Annotated in this window: 32 protein-coding genes; 31 read left to right on the top strand and 1 reads right to left on the bottom strand. The window is 28.9% G+C overall.

Annotated elements, in window-relative coordinates; all coding sequences use genetic code 11:
• The first annotated feature begins 1 nt into the window (after position 1).
• From ABNX05_RS11160 to ABNX05_RS11140, 5 genes are all read left to right on the top strand, one after another.
• Complete coding sequence (locus ABNX05_RS11160; RefSeq protein ID WP_349659807.1) at positions 2 to 385, top strand: hypothetical protein; 384 nt, start codon at positions 2 to 4, stop codon at positions 383 to 385.
• Between the two features lie 80 nt (positions 386 to 465).
• Entirely contained in the window at positions 466 to 621 is a 156-nt protein-coding gene (locus ABNX05_RS11155) for a hypothetical protein (protein ID WP_349659806.1), read from the top strand.
• A gap of 14 nt (positions 622 to 635) precedes the next feature.
• Positions 636 to 1,142: a GNAT family N-acetyltransferase gene (locus ABNX05_RS11150; RefSeq protein WP_349659805.1), complete on the top strand. Its 507-nt coding sequence runs from the start codon at positions 636 to 638 to the stop codon at positions 1,140 to 1,142.
• Between the two features lie 111 nt (positions 1,143 to 1,253).
• The gene (locus ABNX05_RS11145; RefSeq protein ID WP_349659804.1) at positions 1,254 to 1,592 is read left to right on the top strand and encodes a YolD-like family protein; all 339 of its coding nucleotides are present in this window, start codon (positions 1,254 to 1,256) and stop codon (positions 1,590 to 1,592) included.
• On the top strand, positions 1,585 to 1,938 hold the full coding sequence (locus ABNX05_RS11140; protein ID WP_349659803.1) for a YhjD family protein: 354 nt from the start codon (positions 1,585 to 1,587) through the stop codon (positions 1,936 to 1,938). The genes ABNX05_RS11145 and ABNX05_RS11140 overlap by 8 nt, the downstream gene beginning before the upstream one ends.
• Positions 1,939 to 1,993: 55 nt before the next feature.
• Here ABNX05_RS11140 and ABNX05_RS11135 read toward each other — a convergent pair whose 3' ends face one another.
• Complete coding sequence (locus ABNX05_RS11135) at positions 1,994 to 2,611, bottom strand: excalibur calcium-binding domain-containing protein (RefSeq protein WP_349659802.1); 618 nt, start codon at positions 2,609 to 2,611, stop codon at positions 1,994 to 1,996.
• Positions 2,612 to 2,906: 295 nt separating this feature from the next.
• Here ABNX05_RS11135 and ABNX05_RS11130 point away from each other — a divergent pair, with 295 nt between their 5' ends.
• The 26 genes from ABNX05_RS11130 (at position 2,907) to ABNX05_RS11005 (ending at position 16,042) form a co-directional block, all read left to right on the top strand.
• A complete protein-coding gene (locus ABNX05_RS11130) occupies positions 2,907 to 3,272 on the top strand; it encodes a hypothetical protein (RefSeq protein WP_349659801.1) in 366 nt (121 codons plus the stop codon).
• 36 nt (positions 3,273 to 3,308) lie between these two features.
• Complete coding sequence (locus ABNX05_RS11125) at positions 3,309 to 3,629, top strand: hypothetical protein (RefSeq protein ID WP_349659800.1); 321 nt, start codon at positions 3,309 to 3,311, stop codon at positions 3,627 to 3,629.
• Between the two features lie 40 nt (positions 3,630 to 3,669).
• Positions 3,670 to 4,620 carry a hypothetical protein gene (locus ABNX05_RS11120; protein ID WP_349659799.1) on the top strand — a complete coding sequence of 317 codons (951 nt, stop codon included), beginning with the start codon at positions 3,670 to 3,672 and terminating at the stop codon, positions 4,618 to 4,620.
• 34 nt (positions 4,621 to 4,654) lie between these two features.
• The gene (locus ABNX05_RS11115) at positions 4,655 to 4,873 is read left to right on the top strand and encodes a hypothetical protein (protein WP_349659798.1); all 219 of its coding nucleotides are present in this window, start codon (positions 4,655 to 4,657) and stop codon (positions 4,871 to 4,873) included.
• Between the two features lie 53 nt (positions 4,874 to 4,926).
• Positions 4,927 to 5,199 carry a hypothetical protein gene (locus ABNX05_RS11110; RefSeq protein WP_349659797.1) on the top strand — a complete coding sequence of 91 codons (273 nt, stop codon included), beginning with the start codon at positions 4,927 to 4,929 and terminating at the stop codon, positions 5,197 to 5,199.
• 45 nt (positions 5,200 to 5,244) lie between these two features.
• Positions 5,245 to 5,508, top strand: a complete 264-nt coding sequence (locus tag ABNX05_RS11105) for a hypothetical protein (protein ID WP_349659796.1) — start codon at positions 5,245 to 5,247, stop codon at positions 5,506 to 5,508.
• 34 nt (positions 5,509 to 5,542) lie between these two features.
• A complete protein-coding gene (locus tag ABNX05_RS11100) occupies positions 5,543 to 5,722 on the top strand; it encodes a hypothetical protein (protein WP_349659795.1) in 180 nt (59 codons plus the stop codon).
• 29 nt (positions 5,723 to 5,751) lie between these two features.
• A complete protein-coding gene (locus tag ABNX05_RS11095) occupies positions 5,752 to 6,057 on the top strand; it encodes a hypothetical protein (RefSeq protein ID WP_349659794.1) in 306 nt (101 codons plus the stop codon).
• 51 nt (positions 6,058 to 6,108) lie between these two features.
• A complete protein-coding gene (locus tag ABNX05_RS11090) occupies positions 6,109 to 6,312 on the top strand; it encodes a hypothetical protein (RefSeq protein ID WP_349659793.1) in 204 nt (67 codons plus the stop codon).
• 181 nt (positions 6,313 to 6,493) lie between these two features.
• Positions 6,494 to 6,757, top strand: coding sequence for a hypothetical protein (locus ABNX05_RS11085; protein ID WP_349659792.1), 264 nt, complete (start codon positions 6,494 to 6,496; stop codon positions 6,755 to 6,757).
• A 34-nt stretch (positions 6,758 to 6,791) separates the two neighbouring features.
• Entirely contained in the window at positions 6,792 to 7,244 is a 453-nt protein-coding gene (locus ABNX05_RS11080) for a hypothetical protein (RefSeq protein ID WP_349659791.1), read from the top strand.
• A gap of 44 nt (positions 7,245 to 7,288) precedes the next feature.
• Positions 7,289 to 7,702 (top strand): hypothetical protein, encoded by a 414-nt coding sequence (locus ABNX05_RS11075; RefSeq protein WP_349659790.1) that lies wholly within the window; start codon positions 7,289 to 7,291, stop codon positions 7,700 to 7,702.
• Between the two features lie 53 nt (positions 7,703 to 7,755).
• A complete protein-coding gene (locus ABNX05_RS11070) occupies positions 7,756 to 8,004 on the top strand; it encodes a hypothetical protein (RefSeq protein ID WP_349659789.1) in 249 nt (82 codons plus the stop codon).
• 49 nt (positions 8,005 to 8,053) lie between these two features.
• Positions 8,054 to 8,260 carry a hypothetical protein gene (locus ABNX05_RS11065; RefSeq protein WP_349659788.1) on the top strand — a complete coding sequence of 69 codons (207 nt, stop codon included), beginning with the start codon at positions 8,054 to 8,056 and terminating at the stop codon, positions 8,258 to 8,260.
• A 39-nt stretch (positions 8,261 to 8,299) separates the two neighbouring features.
• Positions 8,300 to 8,488, top strand: coding sequence for a hypothetical protein (locus ABNX05_RS11060; RefSeq protein ID WP_349659787.1), 189 nt, complete (start codon positions 8,300 to 8,302; stop codon positions 8,486 to 8,488).
• Positions 8,478 to 8,729, top strand: coding sequence for a hypothetical protein (locus ABNX05_RS11055; protein ID WP_349659786.1), 252 nt, complete (start codon positions 8,478 to 8,480; stop codon positions 8,727 to 8,729). Before ABNX05_RS11060 ends, ABNX05_RS11055 begins: the two co-directional genes overlap by 11 nt.
• Positions 8,730 to 8,762: 33 nt before the next feature.
• Positions 8,763 to 9,002, top strand: a complete 240-nt coding sequence (locus ABNX05_RS11050) for a hypothetical protein (RefSeq protein ID WP_349659785.1) — start codon at positions 8,763 to 8,765, stop codon at positions 9,000 to 9,002.
• Positions 9,003 to 9,066: 64 nt separating this feature from the next.
• Entirely contained in the window at positions 9,067 to 9,375 is a 309-nt protein-coding gene (locus ABNX05_RS11045; RefSeq protein WP_349659784.1) for a hypothetical protein, read from the top strand.
• Between the two features lie 81 nt (positions 9,376 to 9,456).
• Complete coding sequence (locus ABNX05_RS11040; protein WP_349659783.1) at positions 9,457 to 9,927, top strand: hypothetical protein; 471 nt, start codon at positions 9,457 to 9,459, stop codon at positions 9,925 to 9,927.
• Positions 9,928 to 10,114: 187 nt separating this feature from the next.
• A complete protein-coding gene (locus ABNX05_RS11035; protein ID WP_349659978.1) occupies positions 10,115 to 11,179 on the top strand; it encodes a tyrosine-type recombinase/integrase in 1,065 nt (354 codons plus the stop codon).
• 53 nt (positions 11,180 to 11,232) lie between these two features.
• Positions 11,233 to 12,567, top strand: coding sequence for a ParB N-terminal domain-containing protein (locus tag ABNX05_RS11030; RefSeq protein WP_349659782.1), 1,335 nt, complete (start codon positions 11,233 to 11,235; stop codon positions 12,565 to 12,567).
• Between the two features lie 18 nt (positions 12,568 to 12,585).
• Positions 12,586 to 13,560 (top strand): phage lytic cycle repressor MrpR family protein, encoded by a 975-nt coding sequence (locus ABNX05_RS11025; RefSeq protein WP_349659781.1) that lies wholly within the window; start codon positions 12,586 to 12,588, stop codon positions 13,558 to 13,560.
• A gap of 268 nt (positions 13,561 to 13,828) precedes the next feature.
• Positions 13,829 to 14,272 carry a hypothetical protein gene (locus ABNX05_RS11020; RefSeq protein ID WP_349659780.1) on the top strand — a complete coding sequence of 148 codons (444 nt, stop codon included), beginning with the start codon at positions 13,829 to 13,831 and terminating at the stop codon, positions 14,270 to 14,272.
• Positions 14,273 to 14,375: 103 nt separating this feature from the next.
• A complete protein-coding gene (locus tag ABNX05_RS11015; RefSeq protein ID WP_349659779.1) occupies positions 14,376 to 14,615 on the top strand; it encodes a hypothetical protein in 240 nt (79 codons plus the stop codon).
• Between the two features lie 420 nt (positions 14,616 to 15,035).
• A complete protein-coding gene (locus ABNX05_RS11010) occupies positions 15,036 to 15,623 on the top strand; it encodes a 3'-5' exonuclease (protein ID WP_349659778.1) in 588 nt (195 codons plus the stop codon).
• The gene (locus tag ABNX05_RS11005) at positions 15,623 to 16,042 is read left to right on the top strand and encodes a YopX family protein (RefSeq protein WP_349659777.1); all 420 of its coding nucleotides are present in this window, start codon (positions 15,623 to 15,625) and stop codon (positions 16,040 to 16,042) included. Before ABNX05_RS11010 ends, ABNX05_RS11005 begins: the two co-directional genes overlap by 1 nt.
• Positions 16,043 to 16,111: the final 69 nt, after the last annotated feature.

Below are 16,111 nucleotides of genomic sequence, written 5' to 3'. Positions count from 1 at the left end.
TATGACAAACGTAAACTTATTCGAGAAAGCAGTAAAAGGAAAATACCGATTCCAATTTAAAGGAATTATTACAGTAGAAGACCTTTGGGATTTATCTGTACAAAACTTAGACTCGATTTTTAAATCATTAAATACAGAATTAAAACAAGTATCGGAGGAAAGTTTATTACAAACAAAATCATCTGCTGATGAAGAACTAGAAAATAAGATTGCTATTATCAAATATATTGTAGAAGTAAAAGTTCGAGAGGCAAACAAAAAAACACAAGAAAAAGCTCAACGAGAACAACGTGAAAAAATACTTGAAATCATTGAAGCAAAACAAAATCAAGATTTACAAGACAAAACTATCGAAGAGTTGCAAGCAATGTTAGATAATCAATAGTGTAAAAACTAAAGGCTTACTGCATCACTAAGTTGTAGTAAGTCTTATTCATAAAAACAATAAAAGGATGAAAATACATAATGAGTAAATCGATGAAGATATGGATTGGAATAGGGTTAATGAGTATGTTTATGTTAGTCTCAATTTTATCATTTATAGGTGGAGTGTTCTTTACAGGATATTCAATAGTGACAAATCCAGAAGCATATGAAGATATAGTTTGTGAAAAGGAGTAAAGGGAGGTGAATACATGTCACTAGAATTTGCAGTGGTATATGAACATAAATTATCAGTATTGATGAGAAAAGCAATGATGGATGACAAGTATAAATACTACTTCTTTTCATCGTATTATAGATTTGATACAGATATTCCTAGAGATACTTGGAATCATCTACAGTTAGTAAGTGTGAAGAATAATGAAGTTATAGGACTATTTGGTGCATACATAGATAGAGAGACAAGAAATGTAACAGATATCTATGCAATTAATTTTCACGATATAAATTACACTTTTTCCAAAGACTTTAGAAAGTTCTTAACTGACTTATTTGATAAATATAACTTCAATAAAATTAATTTTAAAGTGATTAAAGGTAATAGAGCTGAGAAGATGTACGACAAATACATAAAGAAATACAATGGAAGGATTGTAGGGTACAGAAAGAATGAAGTAATACTTACAGATGGAAGGTATTATGATGATAAACTTTATGAAATTACAAAAGATGATTATTTAAAATCGAAAATAAGTTAGATAATAGTTATCTTTCATTGAACATATTTGATCTTTTTATTGCATAAATTAGAACATTAGTTCTATAATATATAAAAACAAACGTTCTTATTTTATGTAAGGAGAGAGACTATGTTAAAAGACAGAGGAAGTCAAAAATGGACATCTTTGATGCTGCCAGAGCATTTGGTGAAAATCAAGGAATGGAAACAGGAACAATTTCATGATAAAAAACGTGAATTGACTGAATGGGAAATGGAAGAGATTGAACAAATAGTGCAGAGAGCTTATAAACTGCATGAAGAAGTCAAAATAACTTTGTGGAGGGACAATAAATTATATGATGTTGTAGGAATGATTACTGCTATCGATTCATTTAATAAGGATTTACTCTTGGATATAGATATTTCAATCAAACGAATTACATTTAATCAGATTCAAAAAGCGTCAATGGTGAATATAGATGATTAATCCAGAACAACGACAGCTTGTACACAAATTTTTATTGTTAGACTTAGCTGTTAAATCGTTGCAGGTTGATTATCTAAAGACAGAACAATTTAAGTTGAAGAATGTATTTCTGCCATTAATGGATTCTTTATTAAAGGATTTTCGCAATGAATGTTTTGATTTGAAAAGACAGCTTGCACAGCAACAAATACGAATGGTTAAGTGGACTAAAATAGATGAGCACTTTAGTGATGCGCAGATTGCTACGGCAGGAAACGATGTAGAGTTAAGGTATGCTAATCAAGCACTAAAAACAAAGGTTGAACAACTTATAAATAATCATATTAATGAAAAGTTGAAATTGTAATATAAGGTATTTTAAAAGTCACCCACATAAAATAGTGAGTGACTTTCTTTTGTAGTTATCTATCACAAGCTATTCCGTCACCATCTCTATCGAGCCTAGATGAGTAACCAGGTTCTCCTCTTCTAATGTTTGAATAACCTGAGGCTTTAGCTTCTTTACAATTTCTGAAATTTACACTTTGTTGAGGAGCTGATGTTGTAGTAGTTGTTTGCTGAGTAGCCTCTTGTTTGTGTGCTTCTTCTTGCTTTTTTTGTTCCTCAAGTTTTTTCTGCTCTTTCTGTTTTCTTATTTCCTCTTGTTGTTTCTTTTCTTCTAGTTTCGCTTGTTCTTTGATTTTTTTCTGTTCCTCTTCCTGACGTAATTCTTCCTGTTTCTTTATCTCTTCTTCTTTTTCCCGTTCATTTTCTTGTTCTTCTAATTTTTTATTTTGTTTATCGAGGTCTATTTTACATTCCTCTAATTTCTTATCCATATCTTTTTCTCTTTTATTTAATTCTTTCTCAAGCTTAATTAAATGTTTTTCTTTATCTTTTAGTTGTTGTTCTTTTTTAAGCAACTCTTCCTTTTGAGCACTGTTTGTATCACTAAAACAAGATGCAAGTAAAACTATAATTACGAAAAATAGTGTTACGAGAACACGTACTTGTTTAGTAAAGTGTCCATACTTCCACATTAAAAATAAACCTATCGGAAAGAAGATGATCAAAAAGAAAATAGCTCAAAACTTACTATCCATTTACCTTATTCCCCCTAGAAAATAGTTACAATGTTTAGTATACCAAATAAAATATGATATTCTATGAAAATATTCCCAATGAGGATAAATCTGTCTTATCTAACATCTATATAATATTTCCCTTTTATAAAATTAAATAAAGAAATACATAATTTATACTTGATTTTATGTATTTTATTAATTATACTTAGGTTAAGAAATCAAACATTACTAAATATTAGGAGGTATCTAAATGGAAAAGTGGATTGGAATAGAAGATGATACAAGTGGTACATATTTTAAAACATCTTGTCCTGAGCTAAGTATAAGGAAAGGGGGTCGTATAAACGCTAAAAAACTATATCTGTTTAAATCTAGATTCGGCGATGAATACAATATAACTGATGAAAGTGTAATTACTAATATTGAAAAACTACTTGCGGAAGACGATCATCCAAATTTGTATGAGTTCTTATACAGTACAGTTATTGATAAATTTGGAGCTATGGAGTTTGTGTTAAATATCGGTCATAAAATTAGCTATGAGAGAAACGAAGGTTATTTAGAAGGTAAGAAACAGATGCAAAAAGAAATGAGAAGTCTTTTAGGTATTAGATAATATTCGTATTTTACTTAAAAAGGAGGTTACATAAATATGTATATAGTTAAACTTTCACAAATTAAATCAAAAAGTGACTTCTCGATACCAAACTTATTAGATGGATTCCATGAAGTAGATACAATAGAAGAAGCTTTAGAAATACGTAAATCATGGATTAGTAAATATCCCAATTTAGTAAATGTGAATATCTTCAAATCAGAGGAGGTAATTATTGAAGATGATATAAGAGAGGTAAGTCTAAGAGAGCAAAAAGAGTGTCTTGATATAGTTATGAAATTACGTGAATTAGGAATAGATTCTTATAAGGTAATCGATTTTATAAATAATAAAACAACAGTTTACAAAGCATGGTAATTGAATAATAATTCGATTTTATAAAAGGGAGATAGAAAAAATGAAAATAGCAAAAGTAAATTTTAATCTAATTAGCAACCACCGTAAAAATAAAAAGAAATACTTCTTCAATACAGATATAGATGGGTTAGAGAAAGGCGATATTATAGTTGTTGATAGCCAAGGTAAAGAGCAATACGCAAACTTCTTAGGTTATTATGACGGTCAAAAAGAAGCAACTAAGAGTGTAATTCGTAAAGCATCTATAGAAGAAACGAATGAATACTGGACAATGGTTGAAAATAACTTACTTAAATACCCATTGTACTTATCAGATGATATTTATAATCAGTACAGATTTAAATTTAAGAATAATTTCTCGACAAGTAAAGAAGAAGCTATTCTTAAATTAACTCGAAATGTGTTACTGTCAAACAACTTTACTAAAGGTAAAATTATTAAGAATAATCATATATTCAATTATGGAACACAAGAGATCACTGTAAAAGGTAATGAAATTATTTCGGTAAGAACGGATAAAAGTAATACTGAATTCAATATGTCAGACGAACGTAGAAAATACATAGAAAGTAAGCTCAACATATTTTCATTTGGAGAAAGTAATAGTGAGCAGTATAGAATTCAACCGCCAACAAAAGAAGAATTAACATCCAAAGGGTTTACTAATCGAATCAATTTAACATCTAAACAGACAGTTGAAAGTTTAAATGAGTATGGGTTTAGCAATCATCATGAACCTACTTTATATTTCTGTAAAATGTTGATTGATGAAATTTCATTTAATATTAGTATTGAAAAGAAGTCGCTAGAGATTAAAAACATTGATGTATTAGACGAAGATTTTCTTCAGCCGTATGATTACCAACGCATACTGATGAATGACACGAACCACAAGTATGCAAGAATGGTGTTTGATAAAGTAGATGATATTTTAAACAAACTACAAAATGACGGTGTTATTGAAGGATATATAAAAGGTATGTATGTTTAGTAATTAAAATAATTAAATAAAAGGAGAAAAGAGAATGGTAACGGTTCTTATATTTTTATTTGGTGCTTGCATGTTCTCCACAGTATTTCACTTTCTTTACATAATGGGAGCTATGGACGAAGAGGGGTATCCTCCTAAGAAAAAGAAACGAAGAAGAGGATTTATTAGAATGGTGTTATCGGCATTCATGTGTGCAGTATTTCTAGGTTTATTGAATGATTATCATAATGGACTGATTGAATTAAATTGGTAGTAAATATAATAGTTAAATAATAAGTTGATATTAATGAAAAATGAAGGGGATATTTGATGATAAATAAAAAAGAGTTTAAAGGTTATCTAGGAGGCTCATATGATAAGTTAGGTTTATGGGACAATAAGAGAGACGCTGAAATTGGAATAGTTGGTGGCGAGTACTTACATGAATTATTATCTGAGTATGACGGTAACTTTGTAAAAATCACCATTGAAGAAACAATACCTGATCATATCATCGATGAATGGAATTCTATTGGTTGTACGTCATTTAACTTTACAGATGAACAATTAGAGAAGATGAAGAAAAATAAAAAGGAATAATTTTTAGATAATATAACGAATTTATAAAATTAGGAGGAATTTAGGATGAGTTTAAATTTTTTATCTAAACAATACAACATTCTACGAGAGCAAATAGATAAAATTGAATCTGAAGCAAGTTACTATGAAAGCGTACTATTGGAATATAAAGGTATTGAATGCTATGTTGACGATTTAAGTTTATATTTTGGGAAAGTTAAATTACGTGTAAATAATGTGGATTTGGATAGATTTGATGGTAATAAAAAGACGGTAGAAATAATGCTAGAAGAATTTGATAGTAAAGTTAAAGTGATTAGAGAAGATTAATAATAGAACGCTTTTATGAAAGTAGGTGAAAAATATGCTTATCAAAGATTTTTTAGAAAATATACCAAAGAAGCAATATGTCGTTATTACCCATAACTATAAGCCTTTATTTAAAGGTTATAAGACAAGATTTTCAGAATTTGAGTTGTTAGATAGAGAAATTTTTCAAGTTTCAGCGAGAGCAGTGAATGAATTACATATTTCGATTAAATAAAAAATTACTTTCATGAAAGGGCGAACAGTATGGATAAAACAAGTAACCCATTAATTTTTATTTATCAGTTTGGATTTAAGCAAATATCACTACCTCCAACAAAAGCAGGAATGAATAATTTTGATGTTATTAATATAGCGAGTTGTGAAGACGGGCATTTAATTAAAACAAAAGAGCCAATTGAAGAAAGCTATTTAAAACTAAAAGAGATGATTGGTAAAGAAGTAGTTTCAATTTACTGTGATACTAATGATATTACTTCACTAGGAATTTTAAAAAGTTGTGTTATGACAAAGGATGACTTTGATTCTGATGTGATTTCAGTATGGTATTAAATAATAATTTCATTTTATAAAACAAAATACATAATTGGAGGGTGATTTATTATGTTTATTGTAAATTACATTACAAATAATGTTCAATATAATGAAGATTTTGGTTTCAAATCGTACAAAGACGCCGAGTTATTTCTTGTAAATAAAAATTTTATTAAAAAGAACGGTTATTTTGAGAAGGATTATAGTGGATGGTTATCTAATACGACTGCATTTGTAAAGAGTATTGAAATTAAAGGAGGATTAATAAAATGAATGGATTTAGTTTGCAACAATTAGAGAAGTTACGTGATAGTTTAAGTGATAAAGCCAATAATTCAAAATCATCCTATGACAGAACGTATTTTTATGGCTCAGACTAATTTAGTTATTGATATGATTCGTAGGTTAAATGGAATGTCTACAAATACAAAGTTCTAGAGAGGGTGAATGTTGATTGAAAGAAGAATATATCATCAGATTTGAAAATGGAATGTATTTTAAAACTTCATCATTAACCGATTGTCAAACTATAATAAATCAGGTTGAAGTTCTTAAAGCTCAAGCATTTGAGTCATTTCAACTTATTAACTATTGGATTAGAACGTTGAATAAATTATCTGAAGAGAATATCAATTATACAGAGTATAAGGTTGAAGGTGTATACAGAATTGTATTTGAATCATTTGAATATAGAGTTATTGAGAAGGTTAAACAATAGTTGCATTTTATGAAGAAGATCAGGAGGGATTACATTGAATATTAAACGAGTGAATCTAGTTAATACTGACGCAGGATTTGCGGTAGGTCAAATTGATTTTACAATGGATGACGGATATTTTGCATTTAAATCATATGAACCTCATTCATGGGATAATGAATGTACAGTGATTGATAAGAGCTTTTTCACTAGAGGTAATGTAAAGTGGGATGCATGTTCGCATTTTACATTTAACGGAGAAGATTACCCTCGTGACAATGACAGCTACTATCATATTTGTGGAGTAGGCACATACTTAAATCATATGAGAATGATGCAGTTCATTCTAGAAGTTGCTTCAAGTGAATATGGTGATAGATTTTCTGATTTCGAATTAAAGGAACTAGAGAAGTTACGGCAATTAGGACTACTTAGTGATTATTCTTTTGTAGCGTGTGTGATTGAGGATTGGGAGTTAAAGACAATTATTGAAGAGTGGAATATATAATTTAGATAAAAGCCGTCTATTATGAAAGAAACGGAGGTATTGAAATGCAAATTAGATTTTTGAAATGGTATGAATCTGCGGATAAAAATGAACATGGAGATTTGATATTAGGTAAGAAATATATGACCAACAGCGATATCAAAGTGTTCCAAAGGTATTATAAATTAATCATGTTTATGAAATCCGAAGTTAAAATTAATAGTGATGGAAGCTATAAGCCTGAGTATAATACAGACCATGTATTTACTGCTAATTTAATACTCAGAAGCGTCGAATATGTACATGACGAGAAAGTTATAAAAGTTTTAGATAAGGTAGTTCATGAGGATAGATTAATTAAGTTTTACATACAATTGTTTGCTTCTTTAAATTATGATCATGATTTATTTGAATTTGCAGTGAACTATTTTGATACATATGGTGAGATTAATGGAAACTGGTCTACCTTAAAAATTTAAATAAATTATTACATAAAACAGATGTATTATTGAAAGAAATAGGAGGGGTACTTGTGAGAAAATTTATAATAAGAGTATACCAAAACGGTGGAGAGTATTCAGGTTTATGTTGTATTAAATGTGACAGCATTAATTTAGATCATGTAGATAAAAATATTCTAATTTGCGATGATATAGAAATTCAATACGATGAGCTAATAGAAGAGATCCACGAAACTGATATAAATGATAATTTAAATGTTAACGACTATGCAGTCATAGGTATGGATGAATATAAAGAATTATATAGTATTTATAATTGAGAATTTTTATAAAAGAGATATATTAATAGATAAAAAGGAGAATATAAATATGAAAGTAGACGATTTAATAAATTTTACGAATAATAATGTTATGAACAACATTGATAAAATTCTAGTAGAAATAATAAAAGAAGATGGATCTAAAGAAATTGTAATGGGACATGACATTAAATTATCACCAGAAGATTACGATTTTGAAAAGGATACTTATAAAAAGATCAGCATTAATGGTATAGGTGTACTCAATGATAAATAACAGGAATCTATTAAGAAAAAAAAGATGGGAGAATTTCTTATGAAGGATATTTTAAATTTAATAAAGGTTGTAATTTATGCTCCGATTTTAACTTATCACTTGAAGAAAGGTAAAAAGTACAATATGGATGAACACCCAACCATAAGGAAATACCATTATGAAAAGTCCAATTATTTTTTCGAAAAAGCCTATGGTAAGAAGATTGGAGAGGGTACAATTGTCAAATGAAAAAAGTTTATTAGATTTAGCTAAGGATATTCAGCGTGTAAAAGAGTTGACGCAAGATAAAAGTCTAAAAGAAATATTTACATACAATACGCTGAATGCTTCAGAAGAGTTGAATAGAATGACTAATGATATTATAAGATATAACGTCTCTAAGGAAAATATTATAGTAAGTTTGAGACAAGTAGCTGACCATCTCAACAGTCAGTACAGTGAACATATAGATAAGTTCAATAATAACTAAATATTAAATACATAAAGTGAAAGGGAAATGTCAATGGAAGAGAATTTAATACATGTAAAGAGTATTGATTATGCGTTCTGTTTAATATCCAAGTTAACAGGAGAATTAGAAAACTTAGAAAGTAGCAGATTTAACAATGATGAAACTTTTCAAAGTGTTATAAAGGAAATTGCTAAATTACATTCAGATTTAATTTTCAAGAAAGAGGAAATAGAAAGTTTGAAGTGTGATAATCAGCGCATTTTAGAATCATTAGAGTTGTTATCTGAATAAGAATTGAGTTCTTGTAGAGCTTGAATAAAAGGTAAGTATTACTGAAAGAAAGGGAGTATGTATTTTGAAAGAACCTTTAGAGGTATATCGTATTCTCGATAAAGAATCGAATGAGCCACAAGGAGTTTACTGGAGAGGCAATTATAACAAATATGATTTTGAATCAGTAGAAAGTGCTAGAAGTTCAAATGTTCATGGAATTTATAAAGATAAAGGAAAATATAAAATAGCCAAATACAAAATTACATATGAATTAATTGATGATGATTGTGATAATGCAAAGGTAGAGGAGAAAAAAGATGTACCTTCTTATGATAATCTCATCGAGTCTATTAGAGAAGCAATTAATACGCTAAATAATAACATTATATAATATTTAACTTTCATTTAAAGATGGAAATAATGTATAATTAAATATTAACAATAAATAAAGCAGAGAATCAGGGGGAGTATCATGAGTTATCGTTCAAATTTAGAATCTTTTTTATCAGTTATAACAGGTAGGACATTTATTAAAAGCAATGTGTTTGCTGATGAGTTGAAAACATTATTTATTCATTTCTATAATTCTTACGAAGAATTCCTAGAAGAGAATCAAGATACACCTGTTACTAAAGATCAATATCTTTCTTATTTTGGTACATTCGATAAAATTGAAAAATGGATAGTATTTGAACCTACAAGAATTTTCAGAGACTTCAAAGATGTTGATAATATTGAAGTTACATTAGCATTTGAGGGTAAAGTGTATCATGCTACTATAAACCGAAATGACCTTAATAATTACTTAGGATTTGACGTAACAATATTAAGTCCAGACAATGCTTCTTGGAATACACAGTTTTCTGATGTTTATGGTTATGGTTTAAAAAATGAAAAACGGAAAGAAATGTTCGAACAGTTTACTAAGGTTAGCGAATTATAAAGATAATTTGACTTATTGTTTAAAATAAAATAAAAGGAACATATTATAAAACATTGAGAGTCGATCAAATGTAGTCGGCTCTCAAACAAAATAATTAATAAAATACATAAAATCACTTTACAATATACAAAATAATGGATATACTATTCTTAATAAGAAGATCACAAAGGGGTTGCGAAAAGTGGTTATGGCAAATTTTGAAACGTCATATATCGATGATTATATATGTGAAAATATTGAAGAATTTTTAAAGTTTAAAGGAAGAAGATCAATAAATACAGAAAAAACTTATCGATCTGCATTAAATATGATATTTAAAGATAAACTATTTAAAAGTGAATATAAGTATATTACAGTAAACGATATTGAGAATAAACTGAACTCGGATGTCTTATTTGAATACTTTGACGACATGTTTTATCGTGAAAAAGAAGATGGTACAAGAAAATATTCAAATCAAACAATTAATAATAGACAATCTGCAATTAAGTCATTAATAGAATATTTAAGAGGTAGAAAAGTGATTAAATATGATTTAGATGACTTAACCATTTTAGAATCATTACCAACAACTGGTGAAGAAATAGAAATGATACCTTTTGATTTAGCAATGAAGTATGCTGAATACTTTGGAAGAGAAAGTCAAGGATTGGAAAAGTCTTTAATAATTAACTTAGCTACCGAAACAGGCATGAGGGCAAAGGAATTGTTGTCAGCAGAATGGTCAAATTTTATAGAAGTTGAAGATGGTGTCATTCTTAAATCTAACGGCTACAATAAAGGCAAAGGGAATAAAGAATGGATTGATAAAATAAGTAAGGAATTATATAATGAACTCTTACAACTTAAGACAATTGGCAATGAGAAGAAATTATTTACTTTAACCTACAAACAGTTAGACGGGATGATGAAAAGAGGGAATAGGATATTAAATAAAACAGGAATAGACTACAGCTTTCACTCATTCAAGAAACTTGCGGTTACTATGTGTTACTTAAATAATGGGAATTGTATAGACTCAGCAATGAAAAAAGCAAGGCACAGTAATGTTAATACTACTATGAGGTATTTAAGACTTACTGATCTAAATGTTACAGGTATTATATCTGCAAAAATGAACACTTCTGAAAAGTTGTATAAAACAGTTTCTCATGAATTATTATTAGAGTGCTTAGAAGAAATGCGTCCAGAGATGCTTTTATTACTAAATAACAAGATAAAAAATAAATCATCAGAGGGTGATTATCTATGACAAGACAGAGAAAAAGTGGTAAAATAACTCTAGTGCGAAAGGGGCGTTAGTATATGCAAATTAATAAAACAAGAGAGCAATTAGAAACAGAAATTAAAAGTTTGATACAACTATTTGCTTCAACAGTTAAGAAAGAAGAAGTAGAACTTGTAGTAGAACATCTAAATGGTAAACACGGAATTAAAAAGACTAGTATTTACTCACTATTTAACAACTCGAATAATGTGGGGAAGTTAACTGGGGAAGAACTAGCGCTGTTTGGTCAACAACTTGTTATAAAGTTAGGTATTGATCAAAACGAATGGATGAATGATTGGTTTACAGAACGTGAGAGAAAAGAATATGAAAGTTATCAATTTGTAGATGTTCAATCAATGGATGAAATAGATTTTCCAATAATGAGACATAACGTTGTGGATTTGGGTGATGGATATTATTCAACATCCTTAACAAAACAAGAATTAGGAAGATTATATAAGTACGGAAAGTTAAATTATAACCCTAACGTACAGCGAGGAATGAAGAAAGTTTTAAGATATGGGAAAGTAACAGAAGAACCTATAGTTATACAAAAGAAAGTTAATGAAATTAGAAATTTAACATTAAAAAATAAATTAAGACCTTCTACAGTTATATTAAATGCTAAACAATTTAGTTCAGAAGAAGAATCTGAGTTAGTTTTCGATAAAGATAAGAATACATTAACAATTACAGAAGGAACAATTCTAGATATTGTTGATGGAATGCATAGAACTTTAGGAACTTATAGTGCTTATATTAGAGATAAAGAAATTCAAGGGTCTTTCCCTATTATTATATCCAACAAATCCGATGAGGAAATTAAGAGATATCAATTAGATTTAAATAAACACACTCCTCTAACAAAAGGTCGAGCAAATGAATTAAAAGAAGAGAATTATGCTAGTGAAGTAATTAATGTTCTTAAATCCAAAGGTGAACTTAAAGATAGAGTTACAACAAGTACCGATACAAAACATGCTTTAAAAGGTAATGAATTTATCCCTTATAACACTTTATATAATGCAATAAGCAGCGTATTTAAAATCAATACTAGATTAGAAGCTAGAAAAATTGCCGAGGAAATAAATGAATATTTAGTCTATTTATTCGGTATTTTTGGAAAGCATGAAAATGACGAATATAAAGTTCTTTTTGACGCCGATATTTTTGAAGGTCATTTAGCATTAATGAAGAAGATGAATGAAAAAGAAATGAAGTATGATGAATTAGAAAAAATTATTGATATTAATGAATTCCATATTGATAATGATCGTTGGAATGAATATAAATTGTTAAATAAGAATATAGGTAAGCTATCTAAGAAAGACAGAAACAGTATAGTTAAATATTTCGAAAGTCTGGTATAGATATAGGAGGATTAATAAATGTATAATGCCGAATATAAGGAAGCCTTTTTAAAAGCATCTGAACATGCTGAAGAAACTAAAAATCAATATAGATTATATTTTAAAAGAACCGAACCATTTGAAGCTCAAAAAGGTAAGGATTTGTATGACATGGATTTTGGCATGTTAGAAGAATTATTTTATTGGGTGCAGAGAAAAACAGAACGATCTGCTGTAAACTTCTTCAATACAATTAAAAATTATATTACATGGGCAAAAGATAACGGTTATGGAGAAAGTTCACTCAATCCAATCATTGATACAATTAATACAGAATTTGTGTCTAAATACTTGTATAGAGAAGGAATTAAGTATTATACAAGAAATGATTTATTTAAGTGCTTTGAGAACATCAACAATGTAAGAGATAAAGCCTTGGTCTTAGCTTTGTTTGAGGGGATCAACGGGAATAAATTTTCAGAGATTATAAACTTACGAAGAGAAGATTTATCAGAAAAAGAAGGAAGATATTATGCCTCTTTATTGAGTGATGAAGTTAATTTAACCAATAGACAATTAGAAATTTCAAAAGAATTATATGATATGTTGATTGAAACTTTTAATACACAGGAGTATAAAAGTGAAAAAGGGAAAGTAAATAGAATTGCTGATGGAGAGTATGTCTTTAGAAAAAACAGAGTTGGCGTCAATGGTGTACGTATCACTGTTCCTGTGTTACAAAGTATTATTATAAAGGTAATAAAGGATGCATTTGATGATGTACAGATAACTACAACTACAATTGGTAACTCTGGCGTGATGTATTATGCTAATGAGTTTATGGGTACTGACAGAATACTTACAAAAGAAATTGTAACTAAAGTAGCTGAAAAATTTGATTTATACGGTATGGAAATCAAAGGTAAAAAATATCCGTCATTCATGAGATTTAAAGAAATTATTGATATTGATTTCATGGAAGAAGAGTATGGTCATTTAAAATTGAACTTCTAAGAATTAAAAAGGACTGAATGCAAGACATTCGGTTTCCTTTATACATAAAATAAAAAAATAAATAAAATGTGTTTAATATTTGCTAATAATATTTAAATAAAGACTTACATATCAATTAAATATTATTAAGAAGTATCGAACAAAAACGAGAACGAATGTTTGCATTTGAGTATTGACATAATTTTGGATGATTGGTAAAATTGCATTATAGCAATGGTAAGTGTCACTAAACGTATAGTAAATACTTTTCAAAAGGGGGAATATGAGCATGAGATTAGCAAAAATTGAGGCAGAAATAGACATTTATGATCAAACACCTGAGGAATTATTGACTCGATTCGATGAATTGATAGCTCCTGACGGACTTTCTTTAACCAATGTTAAAGGTAATAAAATACTTAATGAGTGCCTAGATTTAAAGTTTACTAAAATAATGGAAATTAATGATGAAGGTGAAGAAATACTTTTCTTCCAAAGGGAAGCAGAACTGAAATACTACCCTTCTACGAACAAGACATTTAAAGGACAAGATATGATTAGGATCGAGAAAAAAGGTGACTACAATATCATTTTAACTCCTGCACTTGCATTCTTATACAACAGTGATTCACAGACAACCATAGAAATGAAGGATGTAAAGAATATCAATGAAACGAAGCTATATTTAGAACAAAACTATCCTGAATACATAGTGCTTCGTAAAATTACCTGATAAAATAATTGATATTAATAATGTTAGGGTGTGGTATTGGCAGTGTCACTAATGTCGCACCTTGAAATTAATATATAATAAAATACATAAAGGTGGTATATAATTGAATAATGATATCGTGAATTTAAAGAATACTTTTGGGTCTATTATTGATGAGTATGATAAAGGTTCAATGCTTAATGATGATGACAGTATGAAGTCTTGGATTGCTAGATGTGAATGGTTTGTTAAACAGATGGATGACATTAAAGTAGGAGCAGGATTTAAATATTTCGAGCTACAGAAAGAGTATAATCCACTCCAAGAGAATAATAAGGTTGGAGAAGGTGAAGAAGCTGAGTGATTTTCACGAATCAAATGCGATTGGGCAATGTGCAAATAAAGAGTGTTTAAATGAATTAACTAGAGAAGACGAGTATCTGATAGATGAACTTAATCTATACTGTGATTCAATTTGCTATACTAAATGTATGTTGGAAACTGGAGCAGTAAAAGAAATTAAATATTAAAATACATAATATATAGATATTATTAAAAATTATACATAAATGAGGATACATAGATGGAATTCAATAAATTTAACGGAAAGAAGATTCTTAAGGCAAGTAATGAGATTGAGTTACATGAAAACATTGTAGAGTGTAATAGGAATGGATGGCAAGTTGGCAGTAACATGCGATACATATCTAATGATTATCGTCCATTCCAGATATTAATGAAGTACGTAGGATTATAAAATAATACATAATAAGGAGAATTGAATATGCGTAAAGATATTATGGTTGATATTGAAACATTAGGTACTGGAAACAATGCGACTGTATTTCAAATTTCAGCAATAAGCTTCAACATTCAAACAGGTGACAAACATGGCTCGATTAATTTAATTGGTGATATCGAAAAGTACAACAACTTAAATGTCGATGGTTCAACTTTGAAATGGTGGTTAAATAAAGATAAAGAATTGCTTACTGAATTACTGAATAAAGGTACATATGAGGAATACGACTTATTTGAAGCTATACATAAATGGTTAAAGACTCAATCATCTACAGGTGATATGAAGGACGTTTATTTATGGGGTAATGGTATCTTATTTGATAATGCCAAATTACAAACTAATCTGAATAGTTGTAGTGGAATGAAGTATCCAATTTATTATAAGAATGATCGTGATGTGCGCACGATTTTAGAATTAGCAAGTATGAAGTCAGGATTAACTGAGGAAGAAATTAAAAAGTCTGTAACAGATGAGAATGAACGTAAGCATGATGCATTTGATGATGTTGCTTATCAAATTAGATTAGTAGTTAAATGTTACGAAATTTTGATGAACAAAGAGGTGAAATAATGAAAGAGATAATGTTTCGTGGGAAGTGCTTAGGAACTAATGATTGGGCATATGGTTCGCTTATTATTAAGCGCAATGAATTTTACATTGGTTATATAAGTGATGTTTCAGGAATATGGAGCGAGATTCAAGTAGAACCGAAAACAGTTGGGCAATACACAGGCTTAAAGGACAAGAACGGCAAGGAGATTTATGAAAAAGACGTTGTAGATATTCATGGACAAAAATTAATTGTTCATTTAGGGAATCATGCATATGACACAAGAGATTTACTTGTTGGCGGTCTGTTTAGAGAAGTTTATGGGTTCTATTTGGAATCTCCTTGTGGTAGCTGGGAAGTGAACATAGCTGTTGTAGTAGATAATGTAGAAGTCATTGGTAACATTTACAAAAATCCTGAATTACTTGAAGTTAATTAAAACATTTAATGAAACCACTCTATTAATTAAAAATACATAGTTTAATTTTAAAACAAACAGAAAGGAAGA

Source organism: Lysinibacillus zambalensis, from assembly GCF_040183165.1.
Taxonomy (GTDB): Bacteria; Bacillota; Bacilli; order Bacillales_A; family Planococcaceae; genus Lysinibacillus; species Lysinibacillus zambalensis.
The sequence above is the reverse complement of the archived record's forward strand: the minus strand, read 5'-3'. Positions and strand labels throughout refer to the sequence as shown.

Bases quoted from the DNA above. Each gene is read 5' to 3' on its own strand.
- ABNX05_RS11160 (WP_349659807.1), top strand. From the start codon at position 2: ATGACAAACGTAAACTTATTCGAGAAAGCAGTAAAAGGAAAATACCGA.
- ABNX05_RS11155 (WP_349659806.1), top strand. From the start codon at position 466: ATGAGTAAATCGATGAAGATATGGATTGGAATAGGGTTAATGAGTATG.
- ABNX05_RS11150 (WP_349659805.1), top strand. From the start codon at position 636: ATGTCACTAGAATTTGCAGTGGTATATGAACATAAATTATCAGTATTG.
- ABNX05_RS11145 (WP_349659804.1), top strand. From the start codon at position 1,254: ATGTTAAAAGACAGAGGAAGTCAAAAATGGACATCTTTGATGCTGCCA.
- ABNX05_RS11140 (WP_349659803.1), top strand. From the start codon at position 1,585: ATGATTAATCCAGAACAACGACAGCTTGTACACAAATTTTTATTGTTA.
- ABNX05_RS11135 (WP_349659802.1), bottom strand. From the start codon at position 2,611: ATGTGGAAGTATGGACACTTTACTAAACAAGTACGTGTTCTCGTAACA.
- ABNX05_RS11130 (WP_349659801.1), top strand. From the start codon at position 2,907: ATGGAAAAGTGGATTGGAATAGAAGATGATACAAGTGGTACATATTTT.
- ABNX05_RS11125 (WP_349659800.1), top strand. From the start codon at position 3,309: ATGTATATAGTTAAACTTTCACAAATTAAATCAAAAAGTGACTTCTCG.
- ABNX05_RS11120 (WP_349659799.1), top strand. From the start codon at position 3,670: ATGAAAATAGCAAAAGTAAATTTTAATCTAATTAGCAACCACCGTAAA.
- ABNX05_RS11115 (WP_349659798.1), top strand. From the start codon at position 4,655: ATGGTAACGGTTCTTATATTTTTATTTGGTGCTTGCATGTTCTCCACA.
- ABNX05_RS11105 (WP_349659796.1), top strand. From the start codon at position 5,245: ATGAGTTTAAATTTTTTATCTAAACAATACAACATTCTACGAGAGCAA.
- ABNX05_RS11100 (WP_349659795.1), top strand. From the start codon at position 5,543: ATGCTTATCAAAGATTTTTTAGAAAATATACCAAAGAAGCAATATGTC.
- ABNX05_RS11095 (WP_349659794.1), top strand. From the start codon at position 5,752: ATGGATAAAACAAGTAACCCATTAATTTTTATTTATCAGTTTGGATTT.
- ABNX05_RS11090 (WP_349659793.1), top strand. From the start codon at position 6,109: ATGTTTATTGTAAATTACATTACAAATAATGTTCAATATAATGAAGAT.
- ABNX05_RS11075 (WP_349659790.1), top strand. From the start codon at position 7,289: ATGCAAATTAGATTTTTGAAATGGTATGAATCTGCGGATAAAAATGAA.
- ABNX05_RS11065 (WP_349659788.1), top strand. From the start codon at position 8,054: ATGAAAGTAGACGATTTAATAAATTTTACGAATAATAATGTTATGAAC.
- ABNX05_RS11060 (WP_349659787.1), top strand. From the start codon at position 8,300: ATGAAGGATATTTTAAATTTAATAAAGGTTGTAATTTATGCTCCGATT.
- ABNX05_RS11050 (WP_349659785.1), top strand. From the start codon at position 8,763: ATGGAAGAGAATTTAATACATGTAAAGAGTATTGATTATGCGTTCTGT.
- ABNX05_RS11040 (WP_349659783.1), top strand. From the start codon at position 9,457: ATGAGTTATCGTTCAAATTTAGAATCTTTTTTATCAGTTATAACAGGT.
- ABNX05_RS11035 (WP_349659978.1), top strand. From the start codon at position 10,115: ATGGCAAATTTTGAAACGTCATATATCGATGATTATATATGTGAAAAT.
- ABNX05_RS11030 (WP_349659782.1), top strand. From the start codon at position 11,233: ATGCAAATTAATAAAACAAGAGAGCAATTAGAAACAGAAATTAAAAGT.
- ABNX05_RS11025 (WP_349659781.1), top strand. From the start codon at position 12,586: ATGTATAATGCCGAATATAAGGAAGCCTTTTTAAAAGCATCTGAACAT.
- ABNX05_RS11020 (WP_349659780.1), top strand. From the start codon at position 13,829: ATGAGATTAGCAAAAATTGAGGCAGAAATAGACATTTATGATCAAACA.
- ABNX05_RS11010 (WP_349659778.1), top strand. From the start codon at position 15,036: ATGCGTAAAGATATTATGGTTGATATTGAAACATTAGGTACTGGAAAC.
- ABNX05_RS11005 (WP_349659777.1), top strand. From the start codon at position 15,623: ATGAAAGAGATAATGTTTCGTGGGAAGTGCTTAGGAACTAATGATTGG.